Origin of the sequence: Streptomyces sp. DSM 41931 (genome assembly GCF_050271085.1) — a bacterium.
In the GTDB taxonomy this organism is placed as follows: Bacteria; Actinomycetota; Actinomycetes; order Streptomycetales; family Streptomycetaceae; genus Streptomyces; species Streptomyces albogriseolus.
Genome location: NZ_CP189903.1, coordinates 320,711 through 338,570 on the forward strand (window position 1 = coordinate 320,711; position 17,860 = coordinate 338,570).

At 69.7% G+C, this 17,860-nt stretch carries 12 protein-coding genes, 1 pseudogene and 1 CRISPR repeat array; of the genes and pseudogenes, 4 read left to right on the forward strand and 9 right to left on the reverse strand.

Translation table 11 applies throughout. The features are described 5' to 3' along the window. Window positions 1–129: 129 nt before the first annotated feature. The gene (locus tag ACP7TJ_RS33240; RefSeq protein WP_387624815.1) at window positions 130–636 is read left to right on the forward strand and encodes a hypothetical protein; all 507 of its coding nucleotides are present in this window, start codon (window positions 130–132) and stop codon (window positions 634–636) included. Here the strand turns inward: ACP7TJ_RS33240 and ACP7TJ_RS33245 are convergent. The 3 genes from ACP7TJ_RS33245 to ACP7TJ_RS33255 form a co-directional block, all read right to left on the reverse strand. After that, a complete protein-coding gene (locus ACP7TJ_RS33245) occupies window positions 578–1,384 on the reverse strand; it encodes an IS5 family transposase (protein WP_427767856.1) in 807 nt (268 codons plus the stop codon). The two genes, ACP7TJ_RS33240 and ACP7TJ_RS33245, sit on opposite strands and share 59 nt — an antisense overlap. A gap of 1,169 nt (window positions 1,385–2,553) precedes the next feature. Continuing rightward, on the reverse strand, window positions 2,554–3,501 hold the full coding sequence (locus ACP7TJ_RS33250) for a hypothetical protein (RefSeq protein WP_387624803.1): 948 nt from the start codon (window positions 3,499–3,501) through the stop codon (window positions 2,554–2,556). Window positions 3,502–3,505: 4 nt separating this feature from the next. Then, window positions 3,506–3,901, reverse strand: coding sequence for a hypothetical protein (locus ACP7TJ_RS33255; RefSeq protein WP_387624800.1), 396 nt, complete (start codon window positions 3,899–3,901; stop codon window positions 3,506–3,508). A 151-nt stretch (window positions 3,902–4,052) separates the two neighbouring features. Between ACP7TJ_RS33255 and ACP7TJ_RS33260 the strand changes: the two genes are divergently transcribed. Beyond that, window positions 4,053–8,234, forward strand: coding sequence for a CHAT domain-containing protein (locus ACP7TJ_RS33260; RefSeq protein ID WP_427767858.1), 4,182 nt, complete (start codon window positions 4,053–4,055; stop codon window positions 8,232–8,234). A gap of 170 nt (window positions 8,235–8,404) precedes the next feature. Here the strand turns inward: ACP7TJ_RS33260 and ACP7TJ_RS33265 are convergent, their stop codons facing one another. The 4 genes from ACP7TJ_RS33265 to ACP7TJ_RS33280 all read right to left on the reverse strand — a co-directional run bounded on the left by ACP7TJ_RS33265 (window position 8,405) and on the right by ACP7TJ_RS33280 (window position 12,481). Next, window positions 8,405–9,424 (reverse strand): hypothetical protein, encoded by a 1,020-nt coding sequence (locus tag ACP7TJ_RS33265; protein ID WP_387624794.1) that lies wholly within the window; start codon window positions 9,422–9,424, stop codon window positions 8,405–8,407. A 14-nt stretch (window positions 9,425–9,438) separates the two neighbouring features. Then, entirely contained in the window at window positions 9,439–10,782 is a 1,344-nt protein-coding gene (locus tag ACP7TJ_RS33270; protein WP_387624791.1) for an AAA family ATPase, read from the reverse strand. Between the two features lie 492 nt (window positions 10,783–11,274). Next, window positions 11,275–11,997: a hypothetical protein gene (locus ACP7TJ_RS33275; protein WP_387624788.1), complete on the reverse strand. Its 723-nt coding sequence runs from the start codon at window positions 11,995–11,997 to the stop codon at window positions 11,275–11,277. 94 nt (window positions 11,998–12,091) lie between these two features. Then, window positions 12,092–12,481 carry a hypothetical protein gene (locus tag ACP7TJ_RS33280; RefSeq protein WP_427767861.1) on the reverse strand — a complete coding sequence of 130 codons (390 nt, stop codon included), beginning with the start codon at window positions 12,479–12,481 and terminating at the stop codon, window positions 12,092–12,094. Window positions 12,482–12,733: 252 nt separating this feature from the next. Here ACP7TJ_RS33280 and ACP7TJ_RS33285 point away from each other — a divergent pair, with 252 nt between their 5' ends. Beyond that, window positions 12,734–12,901 carry a hypothetical protein gene (locus ACP7TJ_RS33285; protein ID WP_225629572.1) on the forward strand — a complete coding sequence of 56 codons (168 nt, stop codon included), beginning with the start codon at window positions 12,734–12,736 and terminating at the stop codon, window positions 12,899–12,901. A 253-nt stretch (window positions 12,902–13,154) separates the two neighbouring features. On the opposite strand, the gene ACP7TJ_RS33290 is transcribed toward ACP7TJ_RS33285, so the two are convergent. Next, window positions 13,155–13,553: a hypothetical protein gene (locus tag ACP7TJ_RS33290; RefSeq protein ID WP_427767863.1), complete on the reverse strand. Its 399-nt coding sequence runs from the start codon at window positions 13,551–13,553 to the stop codon at window positions 13,155–13,157. Between the two features lie 125 nt (window positions 13,554–13,678). Beyond that, on the reverse strand, window positions 13,679–14,248 hold the full coding sequence (locus tag ACP7TJ_RS33295; protein ID WP_225629574.1) for a hypothetical protein: 570 nt from the start codon (window positions 14,246–14,248) through the stop codon (window positions 13,679–13,681). Between the two features lie 48 nt (window positions 14,249–14,296). On the opposite strand from ACP7TJ_RS33295, the pseudogene ACP7TJ_RS33300 reads away from it, so the two are divergent. Further along, window positions 14,297–14,738 (forward strand): annotated as a pseudogene (locus tag ACP7TJ_RS33300) (RHS repeat-associated core domain-containing protein); the annotation flags it as partial. A gap of 334 nt (window positions 14,739–15,072) precedes the next feature. After that, window positions 15,073–16,690: a CRISPR direct-repeat array (repeat unit 29 nt; unit sequence CGGAACACCCCCGCGTCGGCGGGGAGGAC). Window positions 16,691–17,860: the final 1,170 nt, after the last annotated feature.

The window sequence follows — 17,860 nt, forward strand, 5'->3', positions numbered from 1 at the left end:
GCCAGTAAGAGGCCGTTCGCTTTCCGAATGCTGTGTGCGGATTCCGCTGGTCAGGCATGAGATTCCGGCTGTGGCGGGAGTCTCGACTCGTTGCTGATCGAGTCGGCCTGGGGGTGGCGGATGCCGTCGATGCGGGCGGTCCTGGAAACGCGGCGGAAGACCGCTGCCGTGCGGGTGGAGGAACTCGAAGCCGAACTGGAGCGCGTGCGGGCGGACTTGGTGGAGGCCGAGGAGGTTCTCAAGCTTCGGACGATCGGCCTCGAGCAGTATCTGGAAGCGCTCGCCGAGGAGGAACAGCCGGCCGAGACGGTCGTTGGCCCGTCGCCGAGGAAGCCGGTGGGCCCGCGCCGTGCGGTGCCGCACCGCCAGAACGCGGCCGGGGTCGAAGACCTGTCGGTGGACTACCAAGCGGTGATGGCAGCCGCGGCCGAGGCCGGGAACGACGGGCTGGGTGCCCGGCGGGCGGCCGTGGTGCTCGGCTGGGACAGCGCCTCCGCCTCACGCGTCGAGGGCGCGAGAGCACGGTTGAAGAGGCTGGTGGAACGGGGCTGGCTGGTGGAGACGAAGCCCGGAAGGTTCACCCTGCCGGCAGAACAGCGCACTGATGAGGCTGTGCGGCCAGGCGGCGGTTCATGAGGGCGATCATCGACCAGCGGATGACGGCTTCGCTCGTGTCGGTGCGTCGTTCGTAGTCCCGGACCAGGCGTCGGCTGCGCAGAAACCAGGCGAAGGACCGTTCGACGACCCAGCGGCGGGGCAGTGGCTGGAAGCCGCGGACGTCCTGTCTGCGGCGGACGATGTCGAGGACGAGCCCGAGATGCTGGGCGGTCCAGTCGGTGAGGTGGCCTGTGTAGCCGCCGTCGGCCCAGACCCGCGCCAGCCGCCGAAAACTGCCGACCGCTCCCGGAAGGAGTGTCCGGGCGCCGTCCCGGTCGGTCACGGACGCCGGTGTGACCAGCACTGCCAGGAGAAGTCCGAGCGTGTCGGTGAGCAGGTGCCGCTTGCGGCCGTTGATCTTCTTGCCCGCGTCGAAGCCCCGTGAGCCGAAGACGACGGTGGCATCCGCCTTCACCGACTGCGAGTCCACAACCCCCGCGCTCGGCTCGGTGCTGCGGCCTTCGCCAGCGCGGACGGCTTCCCGCAGCCGGTCGTGCAGCTCGGTGACCAGTCCCGTGTCCCGCCAGCGGGCGAAGAAGGCATGGACGCGCGGCCAGGGCGGGAAGTCCGCCGGCATCGCCCGCCACTTGATGCCGTTGTCGACGAGGTAGCGCACTGCGTCGATCATCTGCCGGTGGCAGTAGCCCTCCGGACGCCCGCCACGACCCGAAAGCCAGCCCGGAACCGGAAGCAGATCCTTCACCACGGCCCACTCGGCATCGCTCATGTCCGAGCCGTATCGGGGCCGGCGCTGCGGCCGGTCGACAGCGTTCCCGAACCTGTGGGCGAGGCAGTCACACCCACGAGTGGACAAACTGGACTCGGCGACCGCGACCACGCGACACTTCGACAACAGGGCCTCTTGGTTTTCGCTGGACTCGACATCCGCGAGCTACCAAGAGGCCCTTCCTTCATGCACCGGCCCCGGACAACTCACCCGAACCAGGCCCCCGTTCGAACCTGTCCGACCACGCGAACGGATAGAGAACAGGCAGTAAGGCTCCCAGGGCAGCCCGCCCACACGACTGCAACAGAGGGTGCATCATGGAGGAGCCTGGAGAGGACCACGACGACGGAACGGTCGCGCGGGTCGCGTCGATCTACATTGCGAAGGCGTCCGGGATGGTCTGCCTCCGCATTCCGCACGACACCATCGAGGGCCGCCGTCTCCAGAGGGTCTGGACGGTCGCCTCGACCACGAATGGCAGCGCTCGCCGCCGCCCGTTCCATCTCGCTCAAGGAGCTGCCCAGCGTCGAACGCCGCTCTCGAGCCTTGAGCGACATTGTCGTCACCTACGACCGGCTCGGTCGCCGCAGCGACTGCATCCGCACTCTGCTGCAGGCCGAGCGCTGCACTCCCAGGAAACCCAAGCCCGCCCGGCGACGAAGGCGCTCATCTCCACCCTGCTGGTCTCTGGCCCCACGACGACGGAACTGCGCGCCCTTGCCACACGCAGTGGAGTCATCGCGTGACAGTGGCCCCGCGGCTGGAGGGCGGAGAGGGTCTCGGCGAGGTCCGGGCGGTGGCCGTCCGCGGCGACGGCGGCGAGGTAGCGGGCTTCGGTTGTGGCTTGGTTAGGGGACTGCGCGGCTGCGGCCTGCGCGATTTCGTGGGCGACGAAGTGCCCGGCCACGAAGGCTGTGAGCTGGGCGAAGATCTCCAGTTTCGCCCTGCAGCCAGTCCGGTGGGCCGCAGGGCTGCTGGGCGAAGATCTCCAGTTTCGCCCTGCAGCCAGTCCGGTGGGCCGCAGGGCGGCGAGCGTGTGTCCCAGAAGGCCAGAGTGTTGATCAATCTCAGTGCCGACCATGGTTCTGCAGATCTCGGGGCCGGGCTCCACCTGTCCAGTGGTGACCGGTTCTGGACAGGGGGTTGGTCCGTGCCGGGGTCGCCGGAAGTCACTCCGTGGCTGATGGCGGGGGTGGAGGTGGGGTGGGGGTGAGGCAGCGGCTGAGGGCGTCGCCGATGCCGGGGGCGAGTGGGCCGGTGGGGTCAAGGCCGAGGCGGTCGGTGAGGTCGCGGGCGTGGACGCGGGTGGTGGCTTCCAGGAGGAGTGCGTAGGTGTCGGTGGCGGCGCGGGTACGGATGCGGGCGGTGAGGGCGAGGGCGAGGGTGATGAGGGCAGCGGGCCACCACCAGGCGGTGAGAGAGAGGTAGAGCAGGGCCCAGGCGGCCAGGGCGGTGGCGCGGGTGAGGGACTGGCGGGCGGAGGTGACCTCGGTGCGGATCTCCTCGGGCAGGCTGAGCCACAGGTGGGGCCATATGGCGGCCAGGTCGATGCCGTGGTCGCGGTCCAGACGTAGGGCCGCCGCGTTGAGGCGGTCACCACTCCAGGTGGGGCGGGCGGGTTCCTCCAGGGCGATACGGGTCATGGCGTGTTCGGCTGCGTGCCGGGTGGCGGGGTCGACCCGCCGGCCGCGTGCCAGGGCCTTCGCGGCGCCTTCGCGGTGCTGGTGCCAGGTGCGGGCGGCAGTGGCCCAGCGGCGGCGGCGTCGGGCGGTGTGCCAGGCGGCGAGCTGACGGGCGGGAGGCGGCCAGGCGGGCCAGTCCGCGGCCAGCCAGAGCCGTTCGGTCAGCGACCCGAGAGCCTGGGCGGCGAGACCGACGGCAGCAGCCCCGGCCAGCACGGCGGCCAGCAGCACCACCTGGCCGCCTGCCTTGCCCGTGGCGGGGTGGTTGGCCCAGGTGGTGATCTGGTCGGTGAGACGGGACAGATCGAAGGGGTGGGTGTGGCCGAGGGCGCGGGAGGACGCGGCGACAGCGAGGTAGAGCGCGCCGGGCAGGACCAGCAGGGACACCCACCGTTCAGCGAGTTTCTTGCCCAGCTCCGTCAGCAGGCCGCCCACCGGGTCACAACCGTTCCCGGCGCAGAGCGGTGCCGCTGACCGCGCAATGAGGCACGTCGGTGGCGGGTTGGGGCCACCAGTAGCGTGCGCACCGGCTGCCCGGGCACAAGTACAGTTGTTCGCCCGGCCGGTCGCTGATGCCGACAGGCCGCAGGCCGCGGGTTCCCGGGCCGGAGTCGCCGTAGCCGTCCAGCCCGTGCGCATCACCGCCGGCCTGGAGGACCGCGTGTAGCACGGCCAGCCGATCGGTGATGTCCCCGCCCGCCCGCGCAGTGACCAGCACCTCGTCCACCAGGTCTTCTCCGCCACTGTGACCTCGACGCAGGTCCTCGCGGATCTCCTCGAGATGCGCGCACACCACTGCCAGCCGCTCCGCCGTGTCCCGGTGCTCGTCGATCACGAATCTCCCTTCCGTCACGCCTTGGCTCAAACCGGCCGAACACCCCTGCTCGGAGACCGGATTGCTGTAACGGAAAGCGTACGCTGCGTACTCTGGGCGTGACATGACTAGGCGTCAGGTCACAGGGATGGTGACGTGACGGTGGGGGCACGTGGTGCGTGAGGAACTTCTGGCTGCGATCGGGGCCCGGGTGCAGCGGATCATCGATACCCGTGACCTGGCCCCGGCACGGGATCCACAGGCGCACACCGAAGCGGTGCGGCTCGCCGAACTCCTGCAGGCCAGCTCTGGGAACGCAGATGACCTACGCGCTTGGTACGGGCTCGGCTGGCTTCAGTTCTACCGGTTCTTGGCGAAGGCTGATGCCGACAACGAAGCGACCTTCACGGTCGCCATCGAGGCGTTCGCCCACTGTTTCCTTGCGGGCGTAGTGGAAGGCCTACCCGAAACAGCGCTGCCGATGATCGCCGAGGCCGCGGCACCACACGCGACCGCGATGTCCCACCGGACAAACACCTCGACCGATCCGGCCCTCCTCTCAGCCGCTGTGGACGTGTGGGAGCGCATCGTAGGGGCTGTTCCCGCCGAACATCCCAATCGCCCGGCGTATCTGGGTAACCTGAGCCTCGCCCTGCTGCGTCGAGGAGGGCGCACGGGAAGCCGGGCGGACCTGGACGAGGCCGTCGCACGCAGCAGACAGGCACTTCGCGCCGTACCCGACGACCACTCCGACCGTCGGCAACACCTGGCCAATCTGGGGGTGATGCTACGGGCCCGGTTCCCGCACACCGGTGAACGAGCAGACCTGGAGGAAGCCATCGGTCTGTTCCGGGTCCTGGCGAGCACCGGCCCCGACAGGCCTGAGTACCTGGGCAGCTTGGGGCTCACCCTGTGGATGCGGGGTAAGCTCACCGCGGACCTGGCGGACCTGGCGGACCTGGACGAGGCCGTCGAACACCTTCGGGTGGCGGTGGACGCCACCCCGGCCGACTCCCCGGACCGCCCGGAGCTCCTGGCCAGCCTCGGGACCGCCCTGCGTACGCGGGGGGAGCGCACCGGGAGCCGGGCGGATCTGGAGTCGGCCGCCGCCCACCTCCGGGCGGCGGTGGACGCCAGGACCGCCCCGCCCGCCAGGTATTCGCACAACCTGGGACTCGCGCTGTGGGCCCGGTTCCGGCGCGGCGGGGAGTGTGCGGACCTGGACGAGGCTGTCGAACACCTTCGGGTGGCGGTGGACGCCACCCCGGCCGACTCCCCGGACCGCCCAGCCGCTCTGGCCGACCTCGGAACCGCGCTGTGGACCAGATCCGCACGTACCGGAGACCGGGCGGATCTGGACGAATCCATTGTTCGTCTCCGGACCGCTGTCGAGACCACCCCCGCCGACGACCCCGGACGAGCGACTTCTCTCAATGGTCTGGGCTTTGCGCTGCACGCCAGGTACGAGCGCACCGGAAACCGGGCGGATCTGGACGAAGCCATCTCCACTGCCCGAGAGGCGCTGTCGGCCCTCCCCGCGGACGCCGCCGCCCGAACGAGACACCTGGCCAACCTGGCAGCCGCGCTACGGGCCCGGTTCCTGCGCACCGGGAGCCGGGCGGACCTGGACGAAGCCATCACCATCGGGCGAGAGGCATCTGAGTCCGTCTCCCCCGACGATCCCGGCCACTCGGACGTCCTGGCCAACCTTGGGGCCACACTGCGGACCCGCTACGAACACGCTGGCGGGCAGGCGGATCTCGACGAGGCCGTCGGTCGCCTTCGGGCCGCTGTGGAAGCCACCCCCGCCGATCACCCCCACCGGGCGAGCCACCGGAGCGTCCTGGCAAACGCGCTGATGGCCAGATTTGAACACACCGGGAGCGAAGCGGACCTGGACACGGCGATCACCTTCCACCGGGAAGCCCTGGCGGCCGTCCCCACCGACGATGCCGAGCGTCCCATGCTCTCGGCCAACCTGGGGGGCGCACTGTGGCGCAGGTTCCAACGTGCCGGGGGCATGGCGGATCTGGAGGAGGCCGTCGTGCATCTTCGGACCGCTGTCAACGCCACGCCCGCCGACCACCCCGGACAGGCGGATCGCCTCAGCGACCTGGGGACTGTCCTGTTCACCAGGTTCCAACGTACCGGGAGCACGGTGGATCTGGAGGAGGCCGTCGTGCATCTTCGGACCGCTGTCAACGCCACACCCGCCGACCACCCCGCACAAGCGAGATACCTGCTCAACCTCGGGGCCGCGCTGAGGCTCCGATACAGCCACGCTGGGCACAGGGCGGACCTGGATGACGCGATCACCACCTGGCGGATGGCGCTGACCCTTTCCATGGACATCCGCGACCGATCGAGGTGCCTCCTCAACCTGGGCATTGCACTGCGCGTCAGGTTCAAGCGAACCGGGAACGGGGCGGACCTTGAGGAAGCGGTCACATCCTGTCGTAGCGCTCTGACGACCCTCTCCGCCGAGGACTCAGAGCGAGCGCGCGGCCTGTACGAGCTCGGCGTCGCACTGGAGGCCCGGCACAGGCACACCGGTGAGAAGAGGGACCTGGATGAAGCGGTGTCCGCTTACACCGGAGCGTGGGAGCCGGCCACAGGGGCGCCGTCGGACCGCATCGACGCCGCCCGGGCCGCAGCCGCGCTGGCCGCAGGGGTGGACGTCGGCAAGGCGGCGGACGCGGCGGAGGCTGCGGTGCGGTTGCTGCCCGAAGTGGCTTCCCGGCAGATCGGACGGGAGGACCAGCAGTACGCGCTCGGCCGGTTTGCCGGCCTGGCCGGGGAAGCGGCAACACTGGCCCTGGCGGACCCCCGCACACACTCACAGGAACGAGCGGCTCGGGCACTTCGGCTGCTGGAGGCCGGGCGGGCGGTCCTGTACAGCCAGGCGCTGGACACGCGCAGCGACCTCACCGAACTGCACCAGCGGCATCCTCATCTGGCCGCACGGTTCGTCCAGTTGCGCGACCAGCTCGACCAGCCTCACAACCTGTCGCTTCTTGTTCCTCCCGGGGGTGAGGACAGCGACGCTGCCGGGATGCGAGAGGAGAGCAGCGGGCGCGACCGGCACCGGCTAGCCCGCGACTTCGCCCAGACCCTGACCGAGATCCGCGCGCTCGACGGGTTCACGTCTTTCGCTCTTCCGCCCACAACCGAAGAACTTCTCGCCGAAGCCGCCCATGGCCCCGTAGTAGTGTTCACCATCGGCCGCGACCGCGGCGACGCCCTGCTCCTCACCCACGAGGGCATCACCCATCTTGGACTGCCCGAGCTCACCGCCAAGACCCTGGTCGAGCGTGTCAACGCCTTCCGCCGGGCGCTGAACACTGCCACCGCAGGAGAACACAGGGAGCAACGACAGCAGGCGCAGAACGTCCTGACCGGGACCCTGCAGTGGCTGTGGGACGCCGTGACCGAGCCAGTTCTCGACGCTCTGGGTTACCGCCAGCAACCGACCGAGGGGGCCGACTGGCCGCGGGTGTGGTGGGCACCGGGCGGACTACTGGGACTGATGCCGCTACACGCTGCCGGCTACCACACCGACCCCGCTGACGACCCGAACCGCCGCACAGTCATGGACCGGGTCGTCTCCTCCTACACTCCCACGGTCCGCGCCCTCCGCCACGCCCGCCAATACCTTCGCCGCCAGACGCATGACCCGGACGTGCCGCCCCAGGGGCTCATTGTCGCGATGCCCACCACACCCGGTCTTCCCGGCCATGGCCGCCTGCGCCACGTCGACACCGAGGCCGAGTTGGTCCAACGCCACCTGCGGCGCACGGTGCTGCTACGCGAACCCGACGCCGCCTCCTCGCCCGGCCTGCCCGAGAACGCGCCTACCAAGACCGCGGTCCTGGACCTTCTGCCCGACTGCACGATCGCGCACTTCGCCTGCCATGGTGCCAGCCACCCCGTCGACCCGTCCCGGAGTCGGCTGCTGCTCCACGACCACGAAATCGATCCGCTCACCGTCGCGAGCCTCGCCCCTGTCCGCCTCGACCGCACGCAGTTGGCCTACCTGTCGGCCTGCCGCACCGCAAGCATCGACACCGCTGGCCTGATCGACGAGGCCATCCACCTGACCTCCGCCTTCCAACTCGCCGGATTTCCCCACGTGGTGGGCACCCTGTGGGAGATCGACGACCGGACTGCCGTCACCGTCGCCGACGCCTTCTACACCCACCTGCGCACCCCGACCGGCACCATCGACACCAGCCGCGCGGCCTGGTCCCTCCACCAAGCCGTACGTGCCCTGCGCGACGGTCACGACCTCCCCGCGCAACTTGACCGGAACCGGATCCCCTCCCTGTGGGCCGCCTATCTGCACGTCGGCGCCTGACCGTTGCCACCCGGGGTACCGGGTGGGGCACAGCCCTACTGGCTCAAGATGTAACCACCGACGCGGACTGAGCCTGCCACCCGTCTGCCTCGCTCTGAGGTGCAAGGTGGACGTCCCAGACCGGAGCGCCTACGCGGTCCTCGATGACGAGCGACGAGACGAGCAATGCTTCAGCCCCGCGGTTCGGGGAGTTCCCCTGGTCTGACGGCCACGATCTCCACGCTGGTGCAGCCGACGCTCTCGAGATCAGCCTTCCGATCCTGGGCGCTGGGCTTGTCGTAGGCTACGGCGGAGGCACGAGGCGTGCCGGTGGGGTCAGTCCAGGTGAGGCCGTAGTTCTGCATGGTGATCACGGGTGCATCGTTGCTCCTCCCGCCGGCCCGACCCTGGTAGGAGTGGTCGTCGTCTGCGACGGTGTCGTCGACGACACCGTCGATGCAGTTGGCGTCGGCAGTGCCTCCGCATACGCGCGGTTGACCGACGCGGAACGAGAGACTGTGCGCGGCGCGCCAGGCATCAAGGGCCGGAACGGTCGCCTGACCAACGACGATCGCCGCGGCGCCCGGCTTGAGACGGGTCATGGCGTGCACGACATCGATGAAAGGTGAGTCCAATAGCGCCTGCGCCAAACGGTCGGTCAGTGGATCTGCACTCTGGTGCAGCCTGTGCCAGTCGCGCATATTGGAGCAGGCCCGGAAGAAGGCGTCCTGCCGCCCTTTAACGAGATCAGGGCGGTTGAGACCGAACACCCGGATCGTCTCCTCGCCTCTGGGTGACTTGTCCACCGGGTCGTACAGACCGCTTTCCAGCAGCAGCTGCAGATGGTCTGCCGGATCCTCCGCAGAGGGGTCGACCAGGAGACACACACCGTCCGCGTTCACCGGGTACTGCGACCGCTTGACGTTGCTGTTGCAGTACGAGCAGGCCAGGAGGTGGTTCACCCACTCGAAGGCACGCAGCGGCGCGTTTTCCAGCGGCTGGAAATGGTCAATGTCGGTGCCGCGGCTATCGTCGCAGTACATGCACCGCACAGCACCACGGGTCATCGACTCCAGCGCCGTGCGCACGTGCCTGCGGGGGGTCTGCGCCTTGATCCACTGCTCACGCGCCGCCTTCGACGTTCCCCCGGCATCCCGGACGCGTCCCGTCCACCGCGTCAGCAGAACCTGCGTGCTGTCGGAGACAGGCACGCGCTGAACCGGAATCACCGTTCCTGCTCCAGCCGCGCCGACACCTCGGCCACCCTGCTCTCCAGAGAGCTCGTCAGCAGGCTGCTCAGCTCCTGGTACTCGGCGATCTCCTCAGCCGTGGCCGCTTCGGCATACACCTTGCGCTCCAGGGCCACCAGACGCCGGCGCTGCTGCTCGGCACGGCTGGAGTACGGCGTCTCCAGGCCGAAGAGCTCCGAGAGCACAGCATCGTCTCCGCTCCCGTACACGACCCTGCGGTAGAGATCCTCGTCCACCACTTCGGGGGGCTGTTGCTCGTCTGCTCCAGGGAGCCGGATCAGTCCGCCCTCGTCGGCGGCCTGGCAGATGTATGGGCTGTGGCTGGTGACGATGAACTGGATGTTGGGGAAGTGGTCCTGCATCCAGTCGCCTATCTTGCGCTGCCAGGTCACATGCAGGTGCGCGTCCACTTCGTCGATCAGCACGACGCCCGGGGCGAGGATCGCCGTACCCCCAGACCTGGAAGCGGTCGGATGAGTGTGCAAGTACCCGTAGGCGCCGTGGAGCTGCCGGACGATGTCCAGCACCAGTGCCGCCACCGTCCGGTAGCCGTCGCTCATCTCCCTCAACGGGAAGCCGGGCCCCTTATGGCCCTTCTCGACCACCCACAAGCCGTCCGCTGACACCCTCTGGATCTGGTACCGGTCGGGCAACAACCCGTCCCGCAGCAACGACAGGACCTGATTGAGCAACACGGCGGCCTCGCTGCTCGTGCCTTCCTCGTACATACGCAGCCGTAGATCGATCAGCCACGCCACGCCCTCGGCCAGCGAGGCGTCCTCGTGGAAGAGCGTTGCCAGGCGCCCACTGGGCCCCTGGTTCAGCATGAGCCGCTGCGCCTCGCTGGAGCCGCCGGTCAACCGCCGGAACGGCCCGTAGCCGGCACAGAACCAGCCGATCGGGTTCTCCACCCACGGCCCGCGAGGGCCACTCTTGCCAGTACCCAGCGGTGCCATCACCGGCCGAGGAGCATGACGATCAGGCTCAGGGTGTGTCCACCGCAGGCCCAAAGAGATCTCACCTTGAGGCTTGTTGCCCGATCCCGTAAAGCCATCGTGCACCGGGTCGCTGACGACGTGGACCTCTACCTCCCCCTTCTTGGCAGGCGTCGAGATCCAGCCGGTGAAGTCCGACACCAGCGCCCGCGCGACTGCCGGTCCACCCAGCGCCAGGGCAATCGCCTGCAGCACAGTGGATTTGCCCGAACTGTTGCGACCCGCAAGCACCGTCCAGCCGCTACGCCCGGGCAAAATCAGATCGGCCGCCCGCCTACCGGTGAAGCCTTTGACGTTCCTGAGCTGGACCCTCGTGACGTACACCCGCGCTCTGCCTCCATCCGACCGCCTCGCCCCTCACACGAACAGAGCCTCGCGGGGCACCGATGCCCTACATTCTCACGCCTCCGGCCACGCGCGACGCCGCGGGCTAGGACGACGAGCACAGCAACCCGCCCCTGCGGCGCCCCTCCGCGGCTGACAACAACAACCACACACGGCCGGCTTCCCCGGCCGACGCTGAGCCCTCCCACTACAGCAGCCCCGCCTCCGCATGGACGTAACCGAAAGCATGCGCCATATGGGCCACCGCGCGGCGCATCACGTCCTGGCACTCGGTGCCCGGGGGCCGCGCCGCTGGCGGTCGCCGGAGAGCGCGACGATCCGCTGTACCGGCAGCGCGACGGCCAGATGACTGCCGGTGGGGAGAAGCCCCCCGGCTCGGGGCATAGGCCTCCTGCCACCGATGCCGGAACTCTGCGTCCGCGCGCCTACGGCGCGGGTGAGGAGAACAGACGATCGTGTGACTCTCGATCGTCAATCCTGGTCCTCGTCGAGGCCGTCGGCGGGGTAGGGGTGCAGTGATACACCTACCGCTATGCGCGCCTGCCTGAACTCCTCTTCCACTGTGCCCTGCAGCCTATAGGTGTTGCGGAGCAGCGGCACCGGCCAGCCGGCTTCACGCAGAGCCGCATCATCGATCACACCGGCCTTGGCCGCCCAGTCTCGAAGACCGCGCAGCGCGGCCTCCGCCGCTGTGGCGGTCATGTTCGCTGTATACACCAGCCACCCATCCTCGGCGAGTTCCTCGCCGAGGCCACACTCGGGGCTTCCCTTGGATGCCCCGAGTGGCTGGTCCGTCCCAACGACCAGGACACGGCCGCCATCCATGCGGGCGAGAACCAGCACAACCCGGGACCTGTCCGCCTGAGTCTGCACTTCACCGGCAGCCGCAACCACCCGGCCCCACAGGTCCGCTGCCGACACCTCGTCGAGGTTCACGGTTTCGCTCTGGCCGCCCTGCGGCATGCGGTCTGCAGGCATGCGCGCGTTCACTCCATCGATCTTGAGCTGCCGAAGGACGGACCGCTCCACCTGCCGCGCGGCCTCCCGGGAGGGCAGCAGCACAGCGCGGTACAGGTGCCAGCCCTGGCTCCGGTGCTGATCGATCCGCGCGGAATCCAAGCCAGCAATCCCCACCTTCCCAACCCCGGTGGCGCTATGCGTGACCACGTAGACGTGCGTGGGCGTTTCGATCATGCGTTCATCTCCGTCCGGGCCGACCCACACAGCCCGGCGTGGTCGGCGAGATGGATGTACAGCGCGCCAGGACTCACCCAGGGGCGCGCCCCGTTCAGTGTTCGTCCACCGGTTCGTGGGCGGGCACCTGTCCGGGGCCGCGCCGCTGGCGGTCGCCCGAGAGTGCGACGATCCGGTGGACCGGCAGTGCGACGGCCGGGTGGCCGCCGGTGGGGGAGAAGCCCATCTGGCCGGTATCGGGCTCGAAGAACGTCACCGTGCCGTACAGGCGGTGCAACACCGTATCCGGCCGGCTCCCGCACTCGACGTCCACCCACAGCGTCCACTCCCGCAACCAGTGGAAGGGAAGGTTCGCCAGTTCCGCAGCCGCGGCGCCCGGGTGATCGTCGTCCGGTACCCAGATATATGCGCCCACGACCAGGTCGTTGTACCGCTCGATCGATTCCAGCCCGCCGCCCCCCGGCCCGCACCGACCGCCGCGCATCACGCCGCGCCGCCCTCACCTTCGTCACCAAGACCGTAGGCAGCGCGCCCGCCCCATCACGCTCAGGCACCTTCTGCTCCCCGGGGCCGGTAGCACCCGGCGCCACGTCCGGCCCGACCACGATCGCCCACGCTGCTCGCGGGTATGTTCGACGGTATGCCGGGCGGCGAAGCCGGGACGGCCAGCACCAGGGAGTGATCCGGCTCCCACCTGTAACCGGGTGCGGCGTCCACCGAACGGCACGCAGGGCCCGTGCTGCTTGTACTGGGCCAGGGAAGCCAGGCCCGCATCCTGCTGCCAGAAGAATCCGGCTCAGAACTGCCGTACGGTCAGGAGCCGGCCCAGCGCCGGGCCGACGTCCTGTTCGCGATGCTCCGCGACGGCACCTTCTACGAACCGCAGCCGGTCAGGTCAGGCTGAGTAGCCGAGACCGCTCCCACCGGCCGCGACCAGCGCGTTGTCCGTCAGCCCCCGGCACCTGCAACCCGCCCCTGTTCCAGCCTGCCTTGGGCGGCCGTGAGCGGGCGGGCCGCCGCTGCGGGCCGGCTCGGACTCGGGAACACCGGCGATGGGGTGATGTGTGGCGCACGGACGGCGGTGGAGGCGAGCGCGGTGAGGAGGCGCAGGGCGTTGCCCGCCTTGCAGCGTCTGCGGCGAATACGGGTGGCGGCCTCTACAGCTGGAGCTTCTGACCGTTCCCCCGCGAGGGCCGCTCGTTCTTGACGCCGCTGCACGCCAGGAGCTCGGTCCCGGTGGCGTCGAAGTAGAGAGTGAAGAACCAAGATCGGTTTGCTGCGACGATGTTGCCGGTACGCAGTTGCTCATCGCGGTGCCGAGCGCGGAGGATCTCAACGGTCTCGTCAAGACCGAGGGTCGTCAGGCCGATCTTCAACGACCGTTTCAGCCTTGTCGCAGCGATGCCGAGGACCATCAACTGTGGCGGCTGTCCGTCGTAGAGCATTACCTCGCCGCCGGCGGCGATGGCGTCGCGTGCTGCCTTGCAGGCACTGGTCTGGTCTTTGAGCATCGCGGTGATGTCGGGCTGACTTGGGTTCTTGTCCTCGGTGGCCATGCGGCGACTGTAGGGAGCGAACGCGGGCGTTGCTACGGGGATTGGCGTGGCCTGCGCGGGGGCGTTGGGCCGTGGGGAGCGAACAGGACCGCCTACCCAGCGCAGGACGTCCGTCGATGACGATGCTACTTCGCGCTGATGGCCGCAGCCTGCGTGCGGCATCGTTCCAGCCCTGCAGTCACCTCTTCGTGGTCCGGGCGGTCCCGGCTGGCCAGGAGTTCGCCAGCCGCGGTCATGGCGGCCCAAAATTCGGGTGGTGAGCCGCGCCCGGCCGGGAACCGGGTTTTGGCGAAGTGGAGGAAGATCTTCGTGAGCTCCCCGGCGCGAAACCACGCGAGCAGGCCGGCGGGATAGCCTCCGCGGGCACCAGCGGCGGTTCCCAAGAGGTCGCGGATGCGCTCCTCGTGTTCCTCAAGTACTCGGTCCACGATGAAGACGTGCCCGAACCTGAGAAAGTAGGCGAGGTCCTCCTCCTCACCCACCGCGAAGTCTGAGAAGAGTGGCTCGACCTCGCGGAGCCGGGCCTCGGCGTCAGTCCGGGGCACACCCAGGGCCAAGCACACGGCCAACACACAGGCACCCCAGTTGCCGGTCCTCGCAGCCAGCTCGGCGAAGACCTCCTCATCGCTTTGCCCTGCGGCGAGCATCTCCTGCGCCTCCAAAACCAGCGCGCCCTCGTCCTCCCCGTGACTCATGGCGAGAGGCTACCGCGAGGTGCGATGACCGAGCCGGCCGCGATCCCCTCGCTCACCCGGGCCTCCCGCGCATACAGCCAGCCCGGCGCCCCGACCGTCGTACGCACCACGACCAACAGTGCCACGACGGGCCACAAGCTCAGCGTGCTGCTCACCGACCACCTCGGCACGGCGAACACGGCGGTCGAACTGTCGGCCGGTCAGCCGGTCACACGCCGCGCCTACAAGCCTTACGGCGAACTGGGCGGTCCCAAGCCGGCGAGCTGGCCGAACAAACGCGGTTATCTGGGCGTCGGCATCGATGACGCAGACACAGGACTGACGCACATCGGAGCCCGCGAGTACGACCAGAGCTCGGGACGCTTCCTCTCGGCCGACCCGGTCATCGACATCGCAGACCCGCTCCAGATGAACGGGTACACGTACGCCAACAGCAGCCCCATCAGCAAAAGTGATCCCTCAGGTCTGAAGCTCGCATGCGGCCCCGGATTCGACACGCCCTGCCCGAAGTCCGACCAGAACGGCGACGGCGTACCCGAACGCTCACGTTCACGTTCGGAACATCCCTGCGTCGGCGGGAAGGACGGCCACCATCACGATCACGCTGGTGGTGAGAGCGGAACACCCCAGCGTCGGCCTCGATGGAACATCCCCGTGTCGGTGAGGAGGACCGCGGCTGTACGCCGAGGGTGACGGCCTCCTCCGGAATACCCCCGCGTCGGCGGGGAGGACCTGTGGAACCAGCCTCCGGGCCTGACCCTGGACGGAACACCCCGCGTCGGCGGGGAGGACATGGGCAGGATGATGCCGCTCTGGCCGGGCGCCGGAACACCCCCGCGTCGGCGGGGAGGACTCCCACGACAGCAGCGCCCGCCACCCGTCGAACGGAACACCCCCGCGTCGGCGGGGAGGACCACCCCACCCCCTTGGCCACCTCGCCCGGCACCGGAAGACCCCCGCGTCGGCGGGGAGGACGAACGCCTCCCGCGCGGTCTTGCCCAGGTTCGCGGAACACCCCCGCGTCGGCGGGGAGGACCACAGGTGCTGGAGCAGGATCAGCGCGGCCAGCGGAACACCCCCGCGTCGGCGGGGAGGACGCGGTCTGCGGGGCGGGAAGGTTCTCGCGGATCGGAACACCCCCGCGTCGGCGGGGAGGACGGGTCAATGCCGCCCTTGGCGTCCATGGTCGGTGGAACACCCCCGCGTCGGCGGGGAGGACTCCGAGAGCCCGGGGCGTTCGTCGTCGCCTGCCGGAACACCCCCGCGTCGGCGGGGAGGACCCGGCGAGGACGACCGCGTTGATGGAGCCGATCGGAACACCCCCGCGTCGGCGGGGAGGACACGCCGGACAGGGCGCCCACGTCCCCTGCAGCGGAACACCCCCGCGTCGGCGGGGAGGACCTGCTCGACCTCGCCCTCGTCTACGTGCCCGGCGGAACACCCCCACGTCGGCGGGGAGGATAGCGCCGCGTCCCTGCCCGAGTGGGCCACCGCCGGAACACCCCCGCGTCGGCGGGGAGGACGTGAGGATGGCGGCGCTCAGCGCGGCGAGCGACGGAACACCCCCGCGTCGGCGGGGAGGACATCGGCACGATCGCGGCGCAGCTCGGCCCGATCGGAACACCCCCGCGTCGGCGGGGAGGACATCGGCACGATCGCGGCGCAGCTCGGCCCGATCGGAACACCCCCGCGTCGGCGGGGAGGACTCGCGCTCCAGGCCCTCGAGGGTGTCTTGCCACGGAGCACCCTCGTGTCGGCGGGGAGGACGGCTGCGCGTCCGACTCCGGCTGCAGCTCCATCGGAACACCCCCGCGTCGGCGGGGAAAACCAGGGCGCGAGGAACCAGCGCGACCACCGGACCGGAACACCCCCGCGTCGGCGGGGAGGACTCCACGCCGGAGTCGATGGCGCCGGGGGAGGACGGAACACCCCCGCGTCGGCGGGGAGGACCTGTGTCGCTGCTCACCACACCGTTGATCGCCTACGGAACATCCCCGCGTCGGCGGGGAGGACCCGCATCACAACCCGCGGACCCGGGAGGCCGACGGAACACTCCCGCGTCGGCGGGGGAGGACCCCCACAGCTCGCGGGCCTCGATGATGCCGCCCGGAACACCCCCGCGTCGGCGGGGAGGACTGGATCAGGTAAACGTCGACCTCGTCGAGGTGCGGAACACCCCCGCGTCGGCGGGGAGGACGACGGCACGGCGTACCACCAGAGCCTGATGAACGGAACACCCCCGCGTCGGCGGGGAGGACACGTTGAGCGGGACTTCGTAGACCTGGCCCTCCGGAACACCCCCGCGTCGGCGGGGAGGACACCACACCCTCCACCCGCAGACCGTGAATCCTCGGAACACCCCCGCGTCGGCGGGGAGGACGACGAGGACGTCCGCGTCATCATCGAACCCCTCGGAACACCCCCGTGTCGGCGGGGAGGACCCAGACACGCGATCGGCCACACTTTGTTGAGGCGGGACACCTTAGCGTCGGCGTACACGACATCGACTACCTCTTCGTCGACGAGATTCACAACGGAGCACCTCCGCATCGGCGGAGACGACGGCGACCGGTACCGCGGGGAAATCCTGCTAGTCGAAGCACCTTCGCGTCGGCGAAGAGAGGCAGCGTCACGGGCACCATCCTGTCTGATCGGGGCCACCGCGTCGGCAAGGACGACGTCTGAAACCGCGTTCGCATTGCGTCGACGATCGGAGCACTCCGTCGGCGGGGAGGACCCGACAACGGCCCCAAGGACGCCGGCCACATCGGAAGACCCTTTCGTCGGCGGGAAGGACGAGGTCCTCCCGTGCAAGGCCCGCCGGGACGTCGAGACACCCCGGCGTCGGCGGGGAGGATCTGACGGTGGCCTGGGTCAACGTCTACCCGGACGGAACACCCCCGCGTCGGCGGGGAGGACTGAATCGCACCCCGCCTAGGGCTTGACGTTCCGGACCCCCCGCGTCGGCGGGGAGGACGCCGTGCGCAGCCACGAGTAGGCGGCGCTCGCCGGACACCCCCGCGTCGGCGGGGAGGACTGCCCGTAACCGGCGGGCGGTCTCTCTTTCGGCGGAACACCCCCGCGTCGGCGGGGAGGACCACTCGGCTACGTACTACCGGTTGTCCGGGCCCGGAACACCCCCGCGTCGGCGGGGAGGACGACGCGGCCGAGTTCATCGACATCACCGCCCGCGGAACACCCCCGCGTCGGCGGGGAGGCCTCACCTCGCCTACGGCGGGCAACCCCCCCTGCCGGAACACCTCCGCGTCGGCGGGGAGGACCACCCCTACACCGGCCTGCCCGGTCTCGCCGTCGGAACACCCCCGCGTCGGCGGGGAGGACAGGATCCGCTCCCGCAGCACTCCGTACACCTGCGGAACACCCCCGCGTCGGCGGGGAGGACGCGTTGCGCCGCCAGATTTCCGTCCGCTGCACCGGAACACCCTCGCGTCGGCGGGGAAGACCACGTTGCCTGGCTCGGCGACCACGTCGAGGGCGGAACACCCCCACGTCAGCGGGGAGGACTCACGGGCGGCCTCGACCAGTGACATGCGCAGCGGAGCACCCCCGCGTCGGCGGGGAGGACCCGGGCACCGCGGGCAGTTCAGGCGG

What these genes read in the sequence shown, in the direction of transcription:
- ACP7TJ_RS33275 (WP_387624788.1), bottom strand. Translation starts at nt 11,997, where the DNA reads ATGATCGAAACGCCCACGCACGTCTACGTGGTCACGCATAGCGCCACC.
- ACP7TJ_RS33295 (WP_225629574.1), bottom strand. Translation starts at nt 14,248, where the DNA reads ATGAGTCACGGGGAGGACGAGGGCGCGCTGGTTTTGGAGGCGCAGGAG.
- ACP7TJ_RS33280 (WP_427767861.1), bottom strand. Translation starts at nt 12,481, where the DNA reads ATGCGCGGCGGTCGGTGCGGGCCGGGGGGCGGCGGGCTGGAATCGATC.
- ACP7TJ_RS33240 (WP_387624815.1), top strand. Translation starts at nt 130, where the DNA reads ATGCGGGCGGTCCTGGAAACGCGGCGGAAGACCGCTGCCGTGCGGGTG.
- ACP7TJ_RS33290 (WP_427767863.1), bottom strand. Translation starts at nt 13,553, where the DNA reads ATGGCCACCGAGGACAAGAACCCAAGTCAGCCCGACATCACCGCGATG.
- ACP7TJ_RS33245 (WP_427767856.1), bottom strand. Translation starts at nt 1,384, where the DNA reads ATGAGCGATGCCGAGTGGGCCGTGGTGAAGGATCTGCTTCCGGTTCCG.